General features: G+C 61.6%; 22 protein-coding genes. 16 read left to right on the top strand and 6 right to left on the bottom strand.

What is annotated here, in order from left to right:
* Window positions 1-83: 83 nt before the first annotated feature.
* Window positions 84-2,963 (bottom strand): preprotein translocase subunit SecA, encoded by a 2,880-nt coding sequence (gene secA / locus AC1DX3_RS05735; protein ID WP_476988286.1) that lies wholly within the window; start codon window positions 2,961-2,963, stop codon window positions 84-86.
* A 270-nt stretch (window positions 2,964-3,233) separates the two neighbouring features.
* Here secA and AC1DX3_RS05730 point away from each other — a divergent pair, with 270 nt between their 5' ends.
* Both AC1DX3_RS05730 and argJ read left to right on the top strand, forming a co-directional pair.
* Window positions 3,234-4,379 carry a peptidylprolyl isomerase gene (locus tag AC1DX3_RS05730; protein WP_476988285.1) on the top strand — a complete coding sequence of 382 codons (1,146 nt, stop codon included), beginning with the start codon at window positions 3,234-3,236 and terminating at the stop codon, window positions 4,377-4,379.
* Window positions 4,380-4,582: 203 nt separating this feature from the next.
* A complete protein-coding gene (argJ, locus tag AC1DX3_RS05725) occupies window positions 4,583-6,025 on the top strand; it encodes a bifunctional glutamate N-acetyltransferase/amino-acid acetyltransferase ArgJ (protein WP_476988284.1) in 1,443 nt (480 codons plus the stop codon).
* A 154-nt stretch (window positions 6,026-6,179) separates the two neighbouring features.
* Here the strand turns inward: argJ and AC1DX3_RS05720 are convergent, their stop codons facing one another.
* Complete coding sequence (locus AC1DX3_RS05720) at window positions 6,180-6,638, bottom strand: hypothetical protein (protein WP_476988283.1); 459 nt, start codon at window positions 6,636-6,638, stop codon at window positions 6,180-6,182.
* Between the two features lie 122 nt (window positions 6,639-6,760).
* Between AC1DX3_RS05720 and AC1DX3_RS05715 the strand changes: the two genes are divergently transcribed.
* The 7 genes from AC1DX3_RS05715 (at window position 6,761) to AC1DX3_RS05685 (ending at window position 9,682) form a co-directional block, all read left to right on the top strand.
* A complete protein-coding gene (locus tag AC1DX3_RS05715; protein WP_476988282.1) occupies window positions 6,761-7,018 on the top strand; it encodes a type II toxin-antitoxin system Phd/YefM family antitoxin in 258 nt (85 codons plus the stop codon).
* On the top strand, window positions 7,015-7,410 hold the full coding sequence (locus tag AC1DX3_RS05710; RefSeq protein ID WP_476988281.1) for a type II toxin-antitoxin system VapC family toxin: 396 nt from the start codon (window positions 7,015-7,017) through the stop codon (window positions 7,408-7,410). The genes AC1DX3_RS05715 and AC1DX3_RS05710 overlap by 4 nt, the downstream gene beginning before the upstream one ends.
* Window positions 7,407-7,805 (top strand): 8-oxo-dGTP diphosphatase MutT, encoded by a 399-nt coding sequence (gene mutT, locus AC1DX3_RS05705; protein ID WP_476988280.1) that lies wholly within the window; start codon window positions 7,407-7,409, stop codon window positions 7,803-7,805. The genes AC1DX3_RS05710 and mutT overlap by 4 nt, the downstream gene beginning before the upstream one ends.
* Before the next feature lie 77 nt (window positions 7,806-7,882).
* The gene (locus AC1DX3_RS05700; RefSeq protein ID WP_476988279.1) at window positions 7,883-8,089 is read left to right on the top strand and encodes a hypothetical protein; all 207 of its coding nucleotides are present in this window, start codon (window positions 7,883-7,885) and stop codon (window positions 8,087-8,089) included.
* A 33-nt stretch (window positions 8,090-8,122) separates the two neighbouring features.
* On the top strand, window positions 8,123-8,602 hold the full coding sequence (locus AC1DX3_RS05695) for a hypothetical protein (protein ID WP_476988278.1): 480 nt from the start codon (window positions 8,123-8,125) through the stop codon (window positions 8,600-8,602).
* Between the two features lie 47 nt (window positions 8,603-8,649).
* Window positions 8,650-9,210: a hypothetical protein gene (locus AC1DX3_RS05690; protein ID WP_476988277.1), complete on the top strand. Its 561-nt coding sequence runs from the start codon at window positions 8,650-8,652 to the stop codon at window positions 9,208-9,210.
* Between the two features lie 34 nt (window positions 9,211-9,244).
* The gene (locus AC1DX3_RS05685; protein ID WP_476988276.1) at window positions 9,245-9,682 is read left to right on the top strand and encodes a hypothetical protein; all 438 of its coding nucleotides are present in this window, start codon (window positions 9,245-9,247) and stop codon (window positions 9,680-9,682) included.
* Here AC1DX3_RS05685 and AC1DX3_RS05680 read toward each other — a convergent pair.
* Window positions 9,679-10,578 carry a class I SAM-dependent methyltransferase gene (locus AC1DX3_RS05680; RefSeq protein ID WP_476988275.1) on the bottom strand — a complete coding sequence of 300 codons (900 nt, stop codon included), beginning with the start codon at window positions 10,576-10,578 and terminating at the stop codon, window positions 9,679-9,681. The genes AC1DX3_RS05685 and AC1DX3_RS05680 overlap by 4 nt on opposite strands.
* A gap of 9 nt (window positions 10,579-10,587) precedes the next feature.
* Here AC1DX3_RS05680 and AC1DX3_RS05675 point away from each other — a divergent pair, with 9 nt between their 5' ends.
* The 4 genes from AC1DX3_RS05675 (at window position 10,588) to AC1DX3_RS05660 (ending at window position 13,087) form a co-directional block, all read left to right on the top strand.
* Window positions 10,588-11,433: a ComF family protein gene (locus AC1DX3_RS05675; RefSeq protein ID WP_476988274.1), complete on the top strand. Its 846-nt coding sequence runs from the start codon at window positions 10,588-10,590 to the stop codon at window positions 11,431-11,433.
* Window positions 11,434-11,513: 80 nt separating this feature from the next.
* Entirely contained in the window at window positions 11,514-11,768 is a 255-nt protein-coding gene (grxC, locus tag AC1DX3_RS05670) for a glutaredoxin 3 (RefSeq protein WP_476988273.1), read from the top strand.
* Window positions 11,769-12,608, top strand: coding sequence for a carbon-nitrogen hydrolase family protein (locus AC1DX3_RS05665; RefSeq protein ID WP_476988272.1), 840 nt, complete (start codon window positions 11,769-11,771; stop codon window positions 12,606-12,608).
* On the top strand, window positions 12,605-13,087 hold the full coding sequence (locus AC1DX3_RS05660; protein ID WP_476988271.1) for a DUF1178 family protein: 483 nt from the start codon (window positions 12,605-12,607) through the stop codon (window positions 13,085-13,087). The genes AC1DX3_RS05665 and AC1DX3_RS05660 overlap by 4 nt, the downstream gene beginning before the upstream one ends.
* 191 nt (window positions 13,088-13,278) lie before the next feature.
* On the opposite strand, the gene AC1DX3_RS05655 is transcribed toward AC1DX3_RS05660, so the two are convergent.
* From AC1DX3_RS05655 to ubiG, 3 genes are all read right to left on the bottom strand, one after another.
* Entirely contained in the window at window positions 13,279-14,424 is a 1,146-nt protein-coding gene (locus AC1DX3_RS05655; protein WP_476988270.1) for a DUF4167 domain-containing protein, read from the bottom strand.
* A 349-nt stretch (window positions 14,425-14,773) separates the two neighbouring features.
* Entirely contained in the window at window positions 14,774-15,625 is an 852-nt protein-coding gene (prmC, locus tag AC1DX3_RS05650) for a peptide chain release factor N(5)-glutamine methyltransferase (RefSeq protein WP_476988269.1), read from the bottom strand.
* A 154-nt stretch (window positions 15,626-15,779) separates the two neighbouring features.
* Window positions 15,780-16,577: a bifunctional 2-polyprenyl-6-hydroxyphenol methylase/3-demethylubiquinol 3-O-methyltransferase UbiG gene (ubiG, locus tag AC1DX3_RS05645; RefSeq protein ID WP_476988268.1), complete on the bottom strand. Its 798-nt coding sequence runs from the start codon at window positions 16,575-16,577 to the stop codon at window positions 15,780-15,782.
* 140 nt (window positions 16,578-16,717) lie between these two features.
* Between ubiG and AC1DX3_RS05640 the strand changes: the two genes are divergently transcribed.
* The 3 genes from AC1DX3_RS05640 (at window position 16,718) to AC1DX3_RS05630 (ending at window position 21,352) form a co-directional block, all read left to right on the top strand.
* Window positions 16,718-18,001: an aspartate kinase gene (locus AC1DX3_RS05640; protein WP_476988267.1), complete on the top strand. Its 1,284-nt coding sequence runs from the start codon at window positions 16,718-16,720 to the stop codon at window positions 17,999-18,001.
* 530 nt (window positions 18,002-18,531) lie between these two features.
* Window positions 18,532-20,733, top strand: coding sequence for a phosphoenolpyruvate--protein phosphotransferase (gene ptsP / locus AC1DX3_RS05635; RefSeq protein WP_476988950.1), 2,202 nt, complete (start codon window positions 18,532-18,534; stop codon window positions 20,731-20,733).
* Window positions 20,734-20,767: 34 nt separating this feature from the next.
* A complete protein-coding gene (locus tag AC1DX3_RS05630) occupies window positions 20,768-21,352 on the top strand; it encodes a class I SAM-dependent methyltransferase (protein ID WP_476988266.1) in 585 nt (194 codons plus the stop codon).
* Window positions 21,353-21,354 lie beyond the last annotated feature (2 nt).

Here is a 21,354-nt window from a genome sequence, read left to right as displayed (position 1 = left end):
TCAACCCGATCTGGCAATGGGGGAATCGCAGCGCGCGAGCAGGTGTGTCTTTAGAGTTTGGGGGCCACGCCCTTGGCTTCCCTTTACACCAATGTCCCGTGGCAATGCTTGAACTTCTTGCCCGAACCGCACGGACACAGGCCGTTGCGCGAGGTCTGCTCCCAACCGACCGGCAGGGCCGACGGATCCAGCGCTTCGCGTTGCTCCGGCGTCAGATCGTCGGTCAGCTTGGCGGCGCGCTCATTGCGGCCGGTATGCGGATCGAGGTGCACTTCCTGGAACTGACGGCGTTGCTGCGGCAGTTGCGGCGCCACCGGTTGCGGTTCGACCTGCTCGGCAGGCTGCTCGAAGCGGATCTCCATGGTCATCAGCCAGCGCGTGACGCTGTGGCGCAGATTGACCAGCAGGGCCTCGAACATGGTGAAGGCTTCGGTCTTATATTCGTTCAGCGGATCGCGCTGGCCGTAGCCGCGCAGGCCGATGACGGCACGCAGGTGGTCGAGGTGCATCAGGTGCTCGCGCCAGTGCATGTCGATCATCTGCAGCAGGAACTGCTTTTCCAGCGCGTGCATCTGATCGGCGCCCAGCAGGGTCAGGCGCTCTTCCATCTTGGTGGCGGCCGCCGCCTGCAGGCGCTCCTCGATTTCCTCATTGGCGATGCCTTCCTCGGCCGCCCAGTCTTCGATCGGAAGGTCGAGACCGGTCAGTTCGACCATCTTTTCCTTGAGGCCGGCAATGTTCCACTGTTCGGCATAGGCCTTGGGCGGCAGGTGCTGCTCGACCAGGTCGTGGATGGTGTCCTGGCGGAACTCGCCGATCAGCTCGCTGAGATTGTCGGCGTCCATGAACTCCTGGCGCTGCTCGAACACGGCCTTGCGCTGGTCGTTGACGACGTCGTCATACTTCAAAAGGTTCTTGCGGATTTCGTAGTTGCGGGCTTCGACGCGCTTTTGCGCCGTGGCGATGGCGCCGTTCAGCAGCTTGTGCGTGATGGCTTCGCCTTCTTCGACGCCGAGCGTCTTCATCATCGAATTGAGACGGTCGCCGGCGAAGATGCGCATCAGGTCGTCTTCGCACGACAGGAAGAATTTCGAGCGGCCGGGGTCGCCCTGACGGCCGGTACGGCCGCGCAGCTGGTTATCGATACGGCGGCTTTCATGGCGTTCGGTGCCGAGCACGAACAGGCCACCGGTTTGCAGCGCCTTTTGCTTCAGATCCTTGACCTGGCCTTCGATCTCGGCGCGCTTGGCCAAAAGCTGTTCCTGGTGAACCTCGACGCCCGCGGCGTCCTGTTCGGCCAGCCATTTTTGCACGCGCATGTCGACATTGCCGCCCAACTGGATGTCGGTGCCGCGGCCGGCCATGTTGGTGGCGATGGTGACGGCGCCGGGGACGCCGGCGTCGGCGACGATCTCGGATTCCTGCTCATGGTGACGGGCGTTCAACACGCTGTGGGGGATGCCCTTGCCGGACTTCCACACGATGTCGTAGGCGTCCTCGCCGGCCTTCAGAACGTCCTTCTTGTCGGCATTGGCGAATTGAGGTTTCAGCGTGCGCGATTCCTCGACTTTGTAGCTATAGGTCTTGAGGAAAGTCGACAGGTCGTCGGACTTTTCGATCGAAGCGGTACCGACCAGGATCGGCTGGCCCTTGACGTAGCAATAGGCGACCTGAGCGGCGATGGCAGTGAACTTTTCCTGTTCGGTGCGATAGACTTCATCGTCGTCATCGACGCGCTGGATCGGACGGTTGGTCGGGATTTCCAGCACGTCCATCTTGTAGATGTCGCCGAATTCCTGGGCCTCGGTCGCCGCCGTGCCGGTCATGCCCGACAGCTTGGCGTACATGCGGAAATAGTTCTGGATCGTCACCGAGGCCAGGGTCTGGTTTTCCGGCTGGATATCGACATGTTCCTTGGCTTCGATCGCCTGGTGCAGGCCCTCGCTGAGCCGGCGCCCGGTCATCATGCGACCGGTGAATTCATCGATCAGGATGATTTCGCCGTCCTTGACGATATAGTCCTTGTTCAGCGTGTAGAGCGTGTTGGCGCGCAGGGCCTGGTTGGCGTGGTGGACCAGCGAGATATTGACCGGGTCGTAAAGGCCGGCGGAATCCTCGGCCAGGTGGCCGCCTTCCAGCAGCATTTCCTCGATACGCTCAGAACCCGCTTCCGACAGCAGCACCTGGCGCTGCTTTTCGTCGAGCTCGAACATGTCCGGGTCCTTGATCAGATCGAGGACGATGCCGTTCAGGATCTTGTACAGTTCCGAGCGGTCTTCGGTCGGACCGGAGATGATGAGCGGCGTGCGCGCTTCGTCGATGAGGATCGAGTCGACTTCGTCGACGATCGCGAAATTGTGGCCGCGCTGGACCATTTCGGCATGGCTATAGGCCAGGTTGTCGCGCAGATAGTCGAAGCCGAATTCGTTATTGGTGCCATAGGTGACGTCGGAATTATAGGCCGTCTTGCGCTGGGTCTGGTTCAGCCCGTTGACGATGACGCCGGTGGTAAGACCGAGGAAGCGATAGACACGGCCCATCCATTCGGCGTCGCGCTTGGCCAGGTAGTCGTTGACGGTGATCAGGTGGACGCCCTTGCCGGCAAGGGCGTTGAGATAGACCGGCGCCGTGGCGACCAGGGTCTTGCCTTCACCGGTTCGCATTTCGGCGATACCGCCCTTATGCAGGATCATGCCGCCGACCAGCTGGACGTCGTAATGGCGTTGGCCCAGGGTCCGCCACGAAGCTTCGCGCGTCACGGCGAAGGCTTCTTCCATCAGGCTGTCGAGCGAGGCGCCCTTGGCGATCCGTTCCTTGAACAGCGCCGTCTGACCGGCCAGTTCCTCGTCGCTCATCGCCTTGTATTTCGGTTCAAGGGCCGTGATGCGCAGGGCGCGCGTCATCATGGACTTGACTTTGCGGTCGTTGGACGACCCGAACAACATTTTGGCGATGGCCAGCATGAGAAACCTTGACTGTAGATAATGACCAACCGGCGGCACGGCCAAGTTTCAGCCAAAATCGCCTGTCAGATGTAGGAACCGTGAATGGGTGGCGAAATTCTGCTTCTTTAATCTTCAAGTGTTTTTCGCGTTTTCGTAACGCGACTGAAACGTCTTGCGAGTAAAGGTAAGGCGGAAAATACGCTTTTCAAGCACGGGCACTGACTTAAGCGGCGTAATGGTGTATGTCAACGCAACTGCCCGCGTATTGAGTAGGTTTGGGAAAGATTTATGACGTCTGCGCGTGATTTAAGCGTTCGTTCGGCCCTGAAAGGGCTTGGGGTTTTGCCGGTTATGCTGGCGATGGTCATCAGTGTCTCCGCCTGTAACAAGACGCAGATCGCCGACAGCCCGCCCGAACCCGGCGACGTCGCGGTCGCCCGGCTGGATGGTCACACCATCTGGACGTCCGACGTCCGCGCCGAAGCCGTCACCCAGGGCGAGATCGGCCCGGGCGAACCGCTCGACATGACCTCCGACCTGTTCCGCCGCACCTTGCAAGAAGTCATCGACCAACGCCTGCTGGCCAAGGCGGCGCGTGACAAGGGCCTGGACAAGTCCCTGGCCGCGCAACGCCGCCTGCAGGCCGTCCAGGACCGCCTGCTGGGCGACATGCTGGTCAACAACACCATCGACCGCGATATCGACGACAAGGCCGTCAAGGCGCAGTACGACGAGCAGGTTAAGCTGGCCAAGACATCCGAGGAAATCCGCACGCGCATCATGGTGCTGAAGACCAAGGAAGACGCCGAGGCCGCGCTGAAACAGGTCCAGGGCGGAGCGGTGTTCGAAGCGCTTGCCATGGAAAAATCGCTCGACCAGGCGACGCGCTATAATGGCGGCGACATGGGCTATTTTACCACCGACATCATGCCCCAGGCCTTCAAGACGGTCATTCCGACGGCCAAGGTCGGCGATACGGTCGGCCCGGTGCAAACCGACGGCGGCTGGGCCATCCTGCGCATCGAAGACCGCCGCCCCGAACAACTGCCGACGCTCGAAGAAGAACGCCCGGTCATCATGCGCTACCTGATCTATAACCAGGTCGCGGGCCTGCTGACCAACCTGCAGAACAACAGCAAGATCGAGTTCCTGCTGCCGAAGACGGCTGTGAAGGAAGATGAAAAGGAGCCGGATTCGGCTCCGGCCGGCGCATTGTCAGGTTCTGGGGCAGACTCCGCCGACGCCGATTCCGAAGACGACAGCGCGGATGCATCCTCCTCGTCTTCGTCGTCCGCCAGCAAGCTCAAGCCCGTCGCCATGTCGAAGCCCCTGGGCAAGGCCAGTGCCGGCTCGTCGTCGCTGATCGCCAGCGATCCTGTCCCGGCCGGCCACCATTTCTTCGCTCCCGCTGGCGCCAGCACGAAAAGCAAGTAGCTTTTTTTAGCTCAAACGCCGGACTGGGCGTCCCCCATGGCTTGCGCGCAAACGTGCGCGGCGGCCAATTCTTAGCGCTAAGACTGGCGCCCTTGCCAAAGTGCAAGCGCACTTTGGAGACGTGGCCCTAAAAGACATTGGCGAAGCGGCGGCGCTCTGATAAGGGCAGACCACCTTTTGCCTGTAACCAAGGAGCCGCGCCTGTGACCAAGCCGCCCGCCTCATCGACCCCCGCTTCGCAACCCATCACCAGCATGGCGGCGCAGGGTCTTGAGCGAGCCCTGGAGCCGGTCGCCAGCGCCATCAAACGCACGGTCCGCAAGGGCCAGGAATTTGCCTCCAGCCTCGGCGGCCACGGCGGCGAAGACGAGCCCAAAGCGGCTGCGTCCCTGAGTGCACCGGGCAAGCCCGGCCTGGCCGTATCCCCGCTTGCCGTCGCCATTCCCGACATGCCGCCGGTCGGCGGCGTGCAACTGGCCACCGCCCAGGCCGGCTTCTATAAGCACGAACGCAAGGACACGCTGCTGATGAAGTTCGCCGAAGGCACGACCTGCGCCGGCGTCTTCACCCGCCACACCATCGGTTCGGCCCCGGTCGACTGGTGCAAGAAGCAGCTCGAGGCCAATGACGGCGCCGACATTCGCGCCTTGGTCGTCAATGCCGGCTGCGCCAACGCCTTTACCGGCAAGATGGGCGCCGACGCCGCCCGCCGCACGGCGTCTGCCCTGTCGCGTCGCATCGACTGCCGTCAGCGCGACATCATGCTGGCCTCGACCGGCGTCATCGGCGTTGTCCTCGACGACTCCAAGATCGCCGCCAAGTTCTACGAACTGCAAAACAACCTGCGCGCCGATGCCTGGCACGACGCCGCCGCGACCATCATGACCACCGATACCTTCCCCAAGGGCGCTTCTGAAACCGCCGAGATCGACGGCGTCACCGTGCGTATCAACGGCATCGCCAAGGGCTCGGGCATGATCGCACCGGACATGGCGACCATGCTGGCCTTTATCGCCACCGACGCCACCCTGTCGCCAGGCGTGCTGCAAAGCCTGCTGGCCCTGTTCACGCGCTCGACCTTCAACAGCGTTACGGTCGACGGCGACACCTCGACCAACGACACCTGCCTGCTGTTCGCCACCGGCGCCGCCGGCGCCGCCCGCATCTCGCGCGCCGGCGACAAGCGCCTGGTCGATTTCAAGGCGAAGCTCGAAAAGGTCATGCACTCCCTGGCCTGCCAGCTGATCCGCGACGGCGAGGGCGCCACCAAGTTCGTCAAGGTCAATGTTACCGGCGCCTCCAACCCCGCTTCGGCGCGCAAGATTGCCAAGTCGGTCGCCGAAAGCCCGCTGTGCAAGACCGCCTGGGCCGGTGAAGACGCCAATTGGGGCCGTATCGTCATGGCCGTCGGCAAGACCGACGAGCCGGTCGACCGCGACCGCGTCTCGATCCGCTTCGGCGATCTGGTGGCCGCTGAAAACGGCGCCGTCTCGCTGAACTATGACGAGGCGGCGATGTCGGCCTATATGAAAAATGCCGAACTCGAGATCAGCGTCGATGTTGGCGTCGGCCGCGCCACGGCCCACGTCTACACCTGCGACCTGACCCACGGATACATATCCATCAACGGCGACTACCGCTCCTAGGAAATCGCCATCCTTTCGGGGCGGCCCGTGCCGCCGATTGCGTCGCAGTCGTCGCTTGCGGGTATGAGGTATACCCGCGGCGCTAGCCGGCTAGCACTCGACTAAAGGGCTGACGATTTCCGCGTCTGTGGGGAGTCAGCACTGCCCGACTGTTTCAATATTCCTGGGCGTTGAAGTCGTTGAAAAAGACGCTTTGTACGTACCAACCTTGCGGCGTCTTGAAAAAGGTGAATTTGAATCTGGCTGGCAGATCCTTGCTATAGACGATATAGGTCCTGGCCACCATGACACTGGCCAACTCGGTTTGCGACATTTTTTCCCATTTCACCGGCAAGCCGGCAAAGGCCAGGGCCGTTTGGGTCTGGGATATCAAGCCTTGCAGGGCCTGTTTGTTTTCGGTCGCCATACGCGGCACGAAGGCGTTGTAATAGGCCGTATCGGTATGTCCGGCATTCAAGTCCGTAAAGAATGCATTGGCCTTGGCGTCGATCGCCTGGTTATCAGCATCGCTGATCGTCGTGGCCGATGATGTCTCGGCCGCCGGTTCAACGGCATGGGCCATCACAGGCACGGCGCACAGCAAGACAGACGACAAAAGAATTGATTTTAGCATGATAAGGTCCCCTCGATTGAGATCGTTAGCATGAACCGCATCGCGCCCGCTCGCAAGCCGGTTTCAGCCAGGCGTTGATTTGGTCCAAGTATTGGTCTATATTTTGGTCCTGGAGCTATCTCATGCATATATCCGTCAGCGATGCCAAGGCACAACTCACCGATCTCGTCCGTCGCGCCGAAGCGGGGGACGAGATCGTCCTGACCCGTCACGGCCATGCAGCCGTCCGTTTGGTCCCTGTGAAAGCCCGATTGACACCCGAGGAACGCGGCCGCGTCCTCGCGGATTTTCGTGCGTCGGTAAAAGGCCAGGTTTCACAAGGCCCCGACGCCGCGCATTCGGCCGACTTCCTTTATGGTGACGATGGCATGCCCGGATGATCGTCGTCGACAGTTCCGCCCTGATGGCGATCGCCCAGGGCGAGGCAAGCGCCGATGCCTGCGCCGCCAGACTACAGGCATCGGAAACGACACTGATATCGACGGTCACCCTGGCCGAGGTGTTGATCGTCGCGCAAGGCCGCGGCATCGGTCAACCGCTTCGGGCCCTGGTCGAGAGCCTTGATTTCGACGTCGTACCGGCGACTGAAACAACGGCGGAACAGGTGGCATTCGTCTATCAAACCTGGGGCAAGGGCAACCATCCGGCCAGGCTAAACATGGGCGACTGCTTTGCCTATGCTCTGGCCAAGGAACGCAACTGCCCGCTTCTCTTCGTTGGCGACGACTTTTCACAAACCGACATCATCTCCGCCCTGGACGCTCCCCTATGAAAACCGTACTTGTCGTAGCCGCCGCCCTTGTCGATGACGACGGCCGGGTACTGATCGCGCAACGCCCGCAGGGCAAACAACTGGCCGGCCTGTGGGAATTCCCGGGCGGCAAGGTCGAGGCCGGCGAGACGCCCGAACTGGCTCTGATCCGCGAATTGGACGAAGAACTCGGCATCACGGTCAAGCAAGCCTGCCTGGCGCCGTTCGTCTTTGCCTCGCACACCTACGAAAGCTTCCACCTTTTGATGCCGCTGTTCCTGATCCGCCGTTGGGAGGGCGAACCCGAGGCCCGCGAACATACCGCCATCAAATGGGTGCGCCCCAACGACATGCGCAACTTCCCCATGCCGCCGGCCGATGCGCCCCTGGTCGCCTATCTCTGCGACTTTCTGTAATAGATTAACAATGTTCGCAAACGATCGATTAGCCGCATCCTGATAAGCTACCCTCTCGGTTATCAGGAGGGGACGTCATGACCCAGGTGCCTCGCTACCGCTCAAACAACGACCCGCAACTGGACGCGCAAAGAGAGGCCGTGCGGCGCCGCAATCGCCTGGACGGCCTGCGCGCCCGGCCGTTGAGCGCGGCAGCGTCGCTTATATGGCGGACCAGTATCAAGGCGGTGTCCCTGGCTGTGCTGCTGTTCATTCTCTACGTCGAATATCTGCGCCTGAAGTAGACGAACCGTCCCGCCGGACGTACACAGGCGGTTATGATCAAACCGGTCCTGTCGCCCCAAATCCTCCTTTCCTTGCGCACCCTCCTGGCCAGCCCGCTTTGTGAAGCCGGCGACTGGTGGCTGATCGGCAGCACCGCGGCTCGTCTCTCGGGCGCCGAACTCGTGCCCGAAGATATCGATGTCTTCGGCTCGTCGTCGGCCATGACGGCCATCGTCACCCATTTCGGCGGCGCCTGGCTATCCGGCACACCCGGCGCGCGCTTCCGGTCACAGCCTTTTTGCCGCCTGACGGTCGCCGGCGGCCTGCCGATCGAGGTCATGGGCGATCTGGAAGTGAAATCCGGCGAGATCTGGCAAAAGCTGCGCATCCACAGCCGTATCGCGGTCGCCACCGAAGCCGGCACGGTCTATATACCGTCGCTTGACGAACAGATTGCCATTTTCGAGCTGTTCGGCCGCGACAAGGACCTCGCCAAGGCCGCCATCCTGCGCCGGATGCAAGAAGCGACATAGACGGCATGGCATAATGCTGTAGGTTGGAGCCATTTAAGGGGGACACTATGAAATTCTGGCAGATAGCCGCCTGGTTGGGCGCGGTCGCGGTCATCGGACTGATCGTCGCGGCATTTACCGGCTTATTTACGGGTGGCAAACCGCCGCTCACTGTCGAAGTGGTAACCGCTGGCATTGAATCGGCAAAGGCCGATGCCGGGCGGGACCTAGAAACTTTCCTCACCGAACTCTATAGCCACTACCAGGACCCGAAGGTTGACTTCACGCCGCTCTTCGATAAAGCGCCCGATTATTTCGATCCGGAGATGGTGGTCCTGATCCGCCGGGACCAGTCGTTCCACGAACTCCTCGCATTCGAGGTCGATCCGATCTGCGACTGCCAAGACTTCGATAAGATCACCGCCGATATCCAGATTCTGAACTCCACCGCGACGACCGCCAAGGCCGGCGTCGTCTTGACCGATACCGGACAGAGCCCCCGCTCCCTGTCCTATGACCTGGTCAAGATCGACGGCCACTGGCGTATCCACGATATCAGCAGCCAAAACTATCCCAGCCTGCGCCAACATATCATCGAGGCCGACAAAGCAGTGACCGACACTCAGTGATGAGATCGCAAACCGTTCGATACACGGAACCGAAATGCAAACCCCGTTAAATCTGTGGATTTGGAAATATAACAGGCCGCGGTCGCACGAACGTGGCTACCATCTGCGCGCCGACGAAGCGGCTTGTCGGAGTTTGATTGAAAGATTGAACCACGCTGAGTTCATCAAAGTCAGTTATGCGTTGAGGCAGGTGCCCCGAAACATGCCTCTAATACTGCAGACTTCGGACCCCCGATTTACAGGGTTTCATAATTTGCGACTGTTTGGCAACGAGGCTCAAGATGAGGCGCTAGTGGCCGACGAAATTGGCACACAGCTCAATATTCATCTCAACGCCGAAGGCAAAAAGACCTTGACCGAAGGTCTGGAAGCCATGGCCAAGGGCGATTGGGATTTCTGGCTGGGCGGCATTTGGTATTGGGGTTTATTGACCGAGGCCGACTATGCACGAAGGTATGGAGCCGCCACCTAAAGCTTGCCTTCCTCGACCCCCAAGGCCTCGGCCCAGCGTACCTTGGCCGTCCCCGGCTTCAGCGGCTTTTGCTGCGACTCGTGCGGCCTCCACCCCGATATTGTAATAATCTCGAACGTCGCCGTAATCCGCCCCTCAGCATCCGAAAACCGTTCGAAATACAGCTCCGCCATCCGCGCCAAAATCGCCCGGTTAAGCCCCGTGCGCGGTCGGTCGTACAAAATATTGCTTTCCCCCATGGCCCTCAGATCGCGCAACAAAGCCAGGGGATGCTCATAACTTACCGAAACACGGTCGCTGTCGACCACCGGTATGGCAAAACCGATGCGTTTCAGCAGGTCGATCAAATCCGGCGCCTCGGCGAACGGCGCCACTCGCGGCCCRTAGCCGCCACGCACCTCCAATTCGGCCTCCATCAAACAGCCGCGCAACTCCTTCAAGGTCTCGCCGCCGAACAGCGACGCCACGAACAATCCATCCGGCGTCAGGGCCCGGCGGATCTGCACCAGGGCCCCCGGCAGGTCGTTGACACTGTGCAGGGCCAGCGACGACACCACCAAATTCAAACTGTCGTCACCAAACGGCAGCGCCTCTTCGTCCATGATGAGCCGCGCCGGCCCCGATTGCCGCGCCGACAAACCAGCCGACAACTCGCCTTCGATCAGAAGTCCGATCTTCGCCGCCACCGGCGTGCCGACCATCGCCCGTCCGAACGCCCCGTCGCGCGCACCGATCTCCAAAGCCACCTCGAACCGGCGATTGATGGCGCTCAGGGTCTCGATCAGATCCTCGACAGCGCGTTCCCGCAAGAATTGCGCTTGCGCAAAACCATCGGCCGCGCGATCAAGACGACGGGCGAGTAAGGAACGATCGAACAGACGGGGTAGGGGAGACATGACGCACTCATGAGGAGACTGAGCTCCTATGTAGGGCAGTTCCAGTCGGAGGTTAAGGCCTTTATGGCCGATCACCTGACCCTGGCCCATGTCCGCGCCTCGCTTGGCCACGCCCTCGAGGTCGTCTTCCCGGCTCAAGGTATCGACCGCACGGCGCCGCAACCCGGCGAACTGGCGACCGCGGGCGATCCTGTCTCGGGCATGGGCCTGGCGCCGCAAGCCTGGGCGAAGATCCGTTTCCTCGATCGCGAGGGCTGCGAAATGTGCGCCCGGCCGTTCGAAGGCGGTCTGCACCTCGGCGCCGACGCCCGCTGCACCTGGTGCACGGACAAACCGTTTCCGTTCCGTACCACCCGCGCCGCCTGCCTCTATGACGACACCTCCAAGGACATTATCCTCGGCTTCAAACACGGCGACCGGCTGGACCTCGCCCCCATGCTGTCGCGCTGGCTGGAACGCGCCGGCGGCGATGTTCTCGCCCGGGCGGACCTTGTCGTGCCCGTGCCCCTGCATTGGCGGCGCCTTCTCCACAGACGCTACAACCAGGCCGCCGAACTGGCCCGGCCCCTGGCGCGGCGCACCGATTGCCGTTATCTCGCCGACGGCTTGAAACGCATCAGGATGACGGAGCAGCAAGGCAAGACCGCCGCCGACCGCTGGGCCAATGTCAAGAATGCCTTCGCCGTCACCGCGGCCGGCCGCCATCAGATCGCCGGCAAGTCGGTGGTGCTAATCGACGACGTCTTCACCACCGGCTCGACCCTGAAGGCCTGCGCCAATGAACTCATCAAAGCCGGCGCCACGTCGGTCGATGTCATCGTGCTGGCGCGGGCCGCGAAATCTGATCCCCTTTAAAAAAGCGGGTATTTTTCCTATATTGTGTTTACGGCACTTGTGTCATTGTTCCTGTATCTGTTGGGATTACCGAGTTTACCATGGCGAAAATCGATATCTATACCAAGCCCTACTGCCCCTATTGCGACCGCGCGAAGGCGTTGCTGGAGAAGAAGGGGGTCGAATTCAATGAAATCGTCGCCTCCAGCGATCCGACCCTGCGCACGGAAATGAATGCGCGTTCCGGCCGTTATACCTATCCGCAAATCTTTATCGACGACCTGCATGTCGGCGGCTGCGACGACCTGATGGCGCTGGAATCGCGTGGCGGGCTCGACCCGCTGCTGGCGGCCTAGATGGCGGATAAGCTCGACATCGCCCTGATCCAGACACGCACCCCGGCCGATCCGGTGGCGGCGTTCGAGCACGTCAAACCCTTGATCCTCCAGGCCGCGTCCACCGACGCCCATCTGATCCTGATGCCCGAATGCGCCAACCTGATGGAGGCGCGCAAGGACCAAAAGGCCCTGGTCGTCACCACCGAAAGCGAAGATACCTTTATCAAGGGTGTGCGCGAGATGGCGCGCGACATGCGCGTCCATATCCTGATCGGCTCGGCCATTATCAAATCCGGCGTCGATGACAGAGCCGTGAACAGAACCCTGCTGATCAATGCCCATGGCGATATCGTCGCGCGCTACGACAAGGTCCACCTCTTCGACGCCGACACACCCGACGGCAAGGCCTATCGTGAAAGCGCCTCGGTCAAGCCGGGCGAGCAGGCGGTGATCGCCCAAACCCCGTGGGGCGGGCTGGGCCTCAGTGTCTGCTACGACGTCCGCTTCGCCTATCTTTACCGCATGCTCGCCCAGGGGGGCGCCACCATGATCGCCGTGCCGGCCGCCTTTACGGTGCCGACCGGTAAGGCCCACTGGGAAGTCATGCTGCGGGCCCGCGCGATTGAGACCGGCGCCTTTATCCTGGCGCCGGCGCAAGGCGGCGCACACCAGGACGGCCGCGTCACCTACGGCCATTCCCTGGTCGTCAATCCGTGGGGTGAGGTCATCGCCCGCCTCGATCACGACAGTCCGGCCGTCCTTACGGCCACCCTCGACTTCAGCGAAGTCACGCGGGCGCGTCAGGCCCTGCCGCAGCTGCAGCACGACCGCCCTATCAGTATGAGTCATGTAAAATGATAAGGTATGCGTTGAAATGCGACGTCGACCACGATTTCGAAGCGTGGTTTTCCTCGTCGTCCGGGTTTGACGAACAGGTCGCCAAAGGCCTGGTCGAATGCCCGATGTGCGGCTCGAAATCCGTGACCAAGGCCATCATGGCGCCGATGGTGCGCACCTCGAAAAAAAGCGCCGATTCCCTGGCCGAAGCCCAGAAAGCCGTGGCCGAGGCCATGTACCGCCTGCGCCAACACGTCGAAAAGACCCACGACTATGTCGGCGGATCGTTTGCCTCCGAAGCCCGCGACATCCATAACGGCCTGACTCCCGACCGTCCCATCTATGGCGAAGCCACGCCCCAGGAGGTCCGATCCCTGGTCGAGGACGGAGTCCCCGTCGCGGCATTGCCGGTGTTCACCCCCAAAACCGACGACGCCACCGCCCAACCCCTGCCACCAACCTCCGTCGACACGCCAATCCTCGATAAAAAGCTGAACTAAGCAAGAATCTCCTCCCTTGTGAGCACGCAGTGCGAAACGGGGGAGGTGGCGGCCCGAGCCGTGGCGCGGCGCTTGCGCGTCTTCGCGCAAAGTCCGTGACGGAGGGGGCCATCCCACCGTCGATAAAGCTACCTCGGAACTTCGCAGAACAAGAAAAAAGGCCCCTGCGATCACTCACAAGGGCCTCAATTCTAAGCTTCTTCCGAAGCTCCAACGTCTTCGACCTTGCGCTTCGGCCGGCCGCGCTTCGGCTTGGCGGGCTCTTCGCTCTCCGCAGCAGCGATAGGCTCAGCAGCACTCACCGGTGTGGCACGATGCAGAAAAGCCGGCAATTGCGCGGCATCATTGCTGGCGGCCGCGCGCTTTTCACGCTTCGGCTTTTCACTCACCACAGGCGCAGGCGCTGGCTCGAACGACATGTCGGTCTGAACCGGCGCAGGCACCGGACGGGCACTGGAGGCCGGCGCCAAAGGCTGGGTCGAGGCGATAAAGGCCGGCGCGACATAGGGCTGTTCGGCGGCCGGTTGAGCGACACCGTTCAGGTTCTGCTCCTGCTCGGCGAAGCGCTGCTGGCGGCGGCGCTCATAACGTTCACGGCGCGTTTCGCGGCGATTGCCGTTTTCATCATATTCCGGCTGAGCCGCATTTTGGCCAGCGTTCTGACCAGCATTTTGGCCACCATTTTGCGGCGCATTTTGCCGGGGTTCGAACGAGCGCGGCTCGCCCTGAGGCCGGTCGAATTGCGGCCGGTCACCCTGGTTGCGGTCACCTTGCGGGCGATCGTTATTACGGTCGCGATCGCGGAAGTCGCGGTCCTTGAAATTCCGGTCGCGGTCCTTGAAGTTGCGGTTACCGTCGCGATCGCGGTCTTTGAAGTTATTGTTGCGGTCGCGGTTGTCGCGGTCGCGATTGTTATTGTCGCGGTTATAATCGCGTTGCGGCTCATCGAAGCTCGGCTGGGCGTCTTCGGCGCCGACAACGGCGTTTTCGTCCTGCTCGGCGTCATTGCCGTCGATATCGTCGTCATAATCGTCGAAGCCGTTGGAGAACGGATCACGCTGGACGAATTCGGAGACCGGGCGCGTCGGCTGCATCTGGCGGATCATGCGGAAATAGTGTTCCGCGTGCTGCAGGTGGTTTTCGGCCAGGACGCGGTCGCCCGACGAATTGGCGTCACGCGCCAACTGCTGGTATTTTTCGTAGATGGTCTGGGCGTTGCCGCGAACCTTGGTACCCTCCGGGCCGTTGGATTCGTAGGCGCGGTTGGGGTTATTCTGATTGCCCGAGGGTTTGCGGTTACGGCTGCGTTGCCGTTTCATGCCCCTGAAATCTTTCATGTGGTCTTACGTCTCTCTACGCTCCGCCCGAAACTGTGTGGGGCGGCATATGTTGTAGGAACTTCAGGGCGCCGCTGGTTAGCTACGGATGGCGGCTGTGACCCTTGCAATGTGTCTTGGCTTCAAGATGGCGCGGATCGCTTTTTCGATGCCGGTGTCGCGCTCTTACAGTCCCCTGACGTTACTGTGCCACGAACCGACTTAACATAATGTTGAGCTTCGGGGCGTTCACGGTGAGGGGAAGACAGTCCTTAGTTAGCGAGTCTTGCGACGAATTCCAAGAGGATTTTTGAATTTTCAGTGATTTCTGTTGAAACGCCGTGATTATCCCAACAAGGATCGCGTTTATTCAGCCTTTTTGCCCGAATACCACGCGCGGCAGGTTGGACAGGTCGAGGAAGGTCGTCACCTCATGGAATCCGGCACTTTTCATCAAGGATTCAACCTCTTGCGATTGATCGAAGCCGATTTCCAGCCACGCCAGGCCACCCGGCTTGAGCAGGCGATAGATTTCCGGCGCCAGGGCTTCATAGGCTTCCAGGCCCGTTTCGCCGCCGTCGAGCGCCAGAATCGGATCGTGATGCTTGACTTCGGGATCCAGCGTGGGAATCACATCCGAGCGGATATAGGGCGGGTTCGACGCGATAATGTCGAAGGTTTCGTCATGCAGCCCGCTGCCCCATGAGGTGCGCAAAAACGCCGTACGCGAATCGAGGCCGAGATTGGCGGCATTGTCGCGCGCCACGGCCAGGGCCTCTTCCGAAACGTCGGTACCGACCCCGCGGGCGGCGGGACGTTCGCTCAATACCGACAGCAGGATGGCGCCCGAGCCGATGCCGAGATCGGCCATATGAAACGCCTGGCCGGGCTCGGTCTTTTTGAGGATCATGTCGACGATGCACTCGGTTTCCGGCCGCGGGATCAGCGTATGTTCCGACAGATTGAGCAGCAGCTTCCAGAAGCCCTTGCGGCCCAGGATGCGCGCCACCGGCTCGCGCTTCTCGCGCCGCGCCAGATAGCCGTCGAGCGTCTCTTCCTGCTCGTCCGTCAGCTCACGATGCGGATCGGTCAGGATATCGGCGCGCGTGGCGCCCGTCGCGGCTTCGAGCAGCAGCCGGGCATCGATCGCCGGCGAGTCGATAAAGGCGGCCTTGAGGCGCTTCTGCGCGCCGGTCCAGGCTTTGACTAAGGTTGTGGTCATCGCAAAACTTCTAGCTGATCTTTTTCTTACGCCTCCCCGCTTTGCGGGGCGGAGCGTCGCGAAGGTATAGCCTTCGCAGCGACGGGACCGCACGACGAAAGCGTAGCTTTCTACATGCGGTGGTGGGGTGTCTTACTTTGCTCAGTTGTCCTGCTTAAAGGACTTCGGTCAAAGGATAACTGGCCACCACCATGTAGTTGACATCGGTATCGTTCGACAAGGCCCATTGTGACGTCAGCGGATTGTAACTGACCCCGATCGCTGGCTCCGGCATTAGGGGCGTACCATCCAAAAACTGCGCGATCTGTTGCGGATGCAGGAACTTGTTCCAGTCATGCGTCCCCTTCGGCACCCACTTCAACACATATTCAGCGCCGACGATCGCCAGGGCATGGGACTTCATCGTCCGGTTCAAAGTGGCGACGAACAGCAGCCCGCCCGGCTTCACCAAACTGGCGCACGTCTTCAGAAACGCCTCAGGATCGCTGACATGTTCGATGACCTCCATGGTCAGCACGACATCGTACAGGACCTCGCCGGCCTCGGCCAACTGCTCGACCGTCTGGTTGAGATAACGGATATCGAGCTCGCCCTGGTCGGCATGGGCCTTCGCCGTACCGATATTCTTCTCCGACGCATCCAACCCCGTCACCGCGAACCCCATCCGGCACATCGGTTCGCTCAGCAATCCGCCGCCGCACCCGACATCCAGCAACCTTAACCCCTTGAACGGCGCGCGCCGTTGATAGTCGAGGCCAAAATGCTTCAAACAGGTGTCGCGGATGAACCCGACCCGGGTCGGATTGAACTTGTGCAAAGGCGCGAATTCGCCCTTTACATCCCACCATTTGGCGGCCAACGCGGAAAAACGCGACACTTCACCGTCGTCGATACTGAAGCCCGCCGCGGCGCCCGTATCTTTCGCAACGGAATTGTTTAGCATTTCGGCCATTTTACGCGCCTATTTCTCATGTTTTCGCGCCGTTATTGCGCTTGCTCTGTCAAGGTTCAGCGGCTAGATAGGCCGCGCAAGATGACGCGGCAAGACTAGTACTTGTCCGGAAGATTTGAAACCCGAAAGAAAGTGGCGAAATGACGCGGTTGGTGATGAAGTTTGGCGGCACCTCGATGGCCGATCTCGAACGCATCCGCCGGGCGGCCCGGCTGATCTGCGCCGAAGTCGACGCCGGCCACAAGGTCGCGGTCGTCGTCTCGGCCATGGCGGGCAAGACCAACGAACTTGTCGCCTGGACCGACGGCGCCGGCCAACCGACAGGCGTCGCCGCGGGCAATGAGGGCTTCATGAGCGACGACGAATACGACGTCGTCGTCGCCTCAGGCGAACAGGTCACCGCCGGCCTCCTGGCCATGACCTTGCGCAATATGGGCTACCCGGCGCGCTCGATGATGGGCTGGCAGGTGCCGATCAAGACGACCGACGTCCACGGCAAGGCGCGCATCGCCGACATCCCGCCGGAAAACCTCATCAAGGCCATGGATGGCGGCGAAATCGTCGTCGTGCCGGGCTTCCAGGGCGTCACCGATGACGGCCGTATCACCACCTTGGGCCGCGGCGGCTCCGACACCTCGGCCGTGGCGGTCGCGGTCGCCGCCGAAGCCATCCGCTGCGACATCTATACCGATGTCGACGGCGTCTATACGACCGACCCGCGCATCGAATCCAAGGCGCGCCGTCTGCCGAAAATCTCCTTCGAGGAAATGCTCGAAATGGCGTCGCTCGGCGCCAAAGTGCTGCAGACCCGCTCGGTCGAGCTGGCCATGGCCTACCGCATGCCGGTGCGCGTGTTGTCGAGCTTCGTCGAACCCGGCGAAAACAAAGATCAGGGCACCATGGTGTGCGACGAGGAAGAAATCGTGGAAAAACATATCGTTTCCGGCGTGGCCTACAGCCGTGATGAGGCCAAGATCACCCTTCTGGGCCTGCCGAACAAGATCGGCGTCTCCGCCGCCGTCTTCGGCAAGCTGTCGGGCGCCAATATCAATGTCGACATGATCGTTCAATCGGACGCCCGCTCCGGCGAGGTCGCCAACCAGCTGTTCACCGTGTCGCGTCGCGACGCCAAGCTGGCCATGGAGCTGATGACCGAAGCCCAGGCCGAGATCGGCTTCACCGAACTGCGCGTCGACGAAAACGTCTCGAAAATCTCGATCGTCGGCGTCGGCATGCGCTCGCACACCGGCGTCGCCGAGACCATGTTCCGCGCCCTGTCCGAAAAGGGCATCAATATCCAGGTCATCTCGACCTCGGAGATCAAGGTCAGTGTCCTGATCGACGAAGCCTATACCGAACTGGCCGTCCGGGCGTTGCACGCGGCGTATGGACTGGACAAGATCGGCGCCGCGCCAGTGGCATAAGCCGCTCTGACGGGCTGCAAACCGTCATCTGCCTGCGATACGATGCTCACGTACTGAAGTACGCTGCGCTTCGTTTCTCGACAGCTAACGGTTTTCGCCGCATCATAGCGGCTTATGCCTACCGGCGCCCGGTGGATGTGAAAGGGAGCGCGACGGGACACCTGTGCCCAACTGCAAGCTATTGATTTTCTTGATTCTTACCGCTTTGATTGCCGCACGTAATATGGGCATTATAACACCGCTAAAAGCCAGTCCTCAGTCATTCGGAGCGTCGGTTTTTCTTGTATAAGGCCGAAACCACTCCGAATCTCGCACACTCGCCGCCCGACTTTGCAATTCCCGCCAAACTCATAATTGTATCAGACTGTTAAGCGAATTTGATTATACACGGCTCCGTGACTTGCTTTTGCACCCGGTGACTGGCTAGACAGCGCCGCGAAACGCGCCGACAGTAGTAACCGTAAAACAGGGGAGATGTGGTGAAGACCATACGCGGCCAGAGAGGTTTGCTGCGGCAAATCCGCGAGACCATGGAGGAGGCGCAGTCCGCCCAATCCAGGCTCGACACCGTCGTGCGCATCATCGCCTCGTCCATGGTCGCCGAAGTCTGTTCGATCTATCTGCGCCGCACCTCCGAAGAACTCGAACTGTTCGCCACCGAAGGCCTGAACGCCGACGCCGTCCACAAGACGCGCATGCGGCTGTCCGAAGGCCTGGTCGGTGAAGTCGCCCGCGCCGGCGTGCCGCTCAGCCTGATGGATGCGCCGGCACACCCGTCCTTCTCCTACCGCCCGGAAACCGGCGAAGATCCCTTCAAATCCTTCCTCGGCGTGCCCCTCCTGCGCGGCGGCCGCACCATCGGCGTCCTGGTCGTCCAGAACATGGCCGCCCGGCGTTATGAGGAAGAAGAAGTCGAGGACCTCCAGATCATCGCCATGGTCCTGGCCGAAATCGTCACCGCCGGCGAACTGGTCGGCCTCGAAGAGCTCAAAGACATCGAACTGGCGCCGGTCAAGCCGGAGCGCGTCAAGGGCAGTATCTTCGCCGACGGTATCGCCCTCGGTGTCGTCGTCCTCCACGAAGTCCCGGTGACCTCCGACCATCTCCTCAGCGACGACTCGGTCGCCGAAGAAAAGCGCCTCTTGGCCTCCATCACCACCCTGCGCGAACAGATCGACGAAATGTTCGAAGGCACCCACGGCCTCGCCGGCCCGACCTTCGACGTCCTCGAAACCTATCGCATGTTCGCCCACTCGACCAGCTGGGTGCGCAACCTGACCGAAGCCGTGCGCAATGGCCTGACCGCCGAAGCCGCCGTCGACCGTGTCCGTAACGAACAACGCGCCCGCCTCAACAATGCTCGCGACGCCTATATGCGCGAACGGCTGCACGATCTCGAAGACCTGGCCAACCGCCTGTTGCGCGTCCTCGCCGGTGAAAAGACAACGGCCCGCGACATCCCGGAAAACTCCATCCTGGTCGCCCGCGACTTAGGCCCCGCCGACCTGCTCGAATACGACCGCGCCCGCCTCAAAGGCATCCTGCTCGAAGAAGGCTCGTCGTCCAACCACGCCGCCATCGTCGCCCGTGCCCTGCAAATCCCCTGCGTCGGCCGCCTGCAAAACCTGCGCGACCGCGTCAGCCAGGGCGATGTCGTCATTGTCGACGGTGAAACCGGTGAAGCCTATCTGCGCCCGCGTCCCGACATCATCGACGCCGCCATGGCGCGCATGGACGTCCGCGCCCAACGCCGTGCCGAATTCAGCAAGATCAAGGACGTCGACGCCGTCACCAAGGACGGCGACCGCATCACCCTGCTGATGAACGCCGGCCTCGAATTCGACATCGAGATCATGAACGAGACCGGCGCCGAAGGCATTGGCCTGTTCCGCACCGAATTCCAGTTCATGGTTTCCGAAGACCTGCCGCGCCTGAAACGCCAGACCGAGCTCTATGAGCGCATCCTCGACGGCGCCGGCAACCGGCCCGTGACCTTCCGCACCCTCGACCTCGGCGGCGACAAGATCCTGCCCTATATGGAAATGGAGCGCGAGGAAAACCCCGCGCTCGGTTGGCGCGCCATCCGCATGGGCCTCGACCGGCCGGCCCTGCTGCGCATGCAATTGCGCGCCCTGCTGACGGCGGCGCGCGGCCGCGAGCTGCGCATCATGTTCCCCATGGTCGCCTCGATCGACGAGTTCCGTCAGGCGCGCGAAATGGTCGATATCGAATGTTCGTGGGCCAAGCGCCGCGGCCGGCCCTTGCCCAGCCTGCTGCGCGTCGGCGCCATGATCGAATGCCCGTCCCTGCTGTTCCACCTCGACGCCCTCCTGCCGCTCGTCGATTTCTGCAGCGTCGGCACCAACGACCTGATGCAGTACCTGTTCGCCGCCGACCGCACCAATCCGCGCATGTCGGACCGCTACGATCCGCTGTGCCCGCCCTTCCTGAAAGCCCTGGCCAGCATCCAGAAGGCCGCCGAGGAATCCGGCACGCCGGTCTCGGTCTGCGGTGAAATCGCCGGCCGTCCGCTCGAAGCCTTCGTCCTCATCGCCCTCGGTTTCAACCGCCTGTCCATGCCGCCGGCCGGCCTCGGCCAGGTCAAGCGCATGATTCTGTCGTGCGATCGCGACGGCGCCAATAAAGCCATCACCAAGCTGATGAACAGTTCGAACGGCAGTTTGCGCAACGAGATCCTGTCGCTGGCGCGCAAGCTGAACGTGGATTTGTAGCCTGAATCCCAAGGACTTCATCGCGGCCAACCTGGTGCGGAAACCGGCGCCCGGCCTGCCCGAAATTCAGCTGTATCAAGCCCACCCGGCCAGCCGCGTATCTCGTATCGCAGGCGATGTCGCGCCCTATTGGGCCTATGGCTGGGCCGGCGGTACGGTCCTGGCGCGCTATGTTCTCGACCATCCGGCAACCGTCAAAGGCTGGCGCGTGCTCGACCTTGGCGCCGGCTCCGGCATCGTCGGCATCGCTGCCATGCAGGTCGGCGCGGCCTCCGTCCTGGCCGTCGACATCGATCCTAACGCCATAGCCGCCATCGCTCTGAATGCCGAAGCCAACAATGTCACCCTGACGACCTTGGCGGAGGACATCACAACCGGCCCGTCGCCCGACGTCGATATCGTCCTGGCCGGCGACATCTTCTATCATGAGGATGTCGCCGCCAAGATGGTTCCCTTTCTCGACCGCTGCCATGCCGCAGGCATCGCCATCCTGGTCGGCGACCCCGGTCGCACGCCCCTGCCGCTCGGCCGTTTGCAACCGGTCACCGGTTATCACGTGCCGGATTTCGGTGATGCCAGGGCCGCCGAGAAACCAAGCTTCGTCTATACCTGGTCCTAACC

Source organism: Asticcacaulis sp. P2_B1, from assembly GCF_056404915.1.
This window is presented reverse-complemented; position numbering and strand designations above follow the sequence as displayed.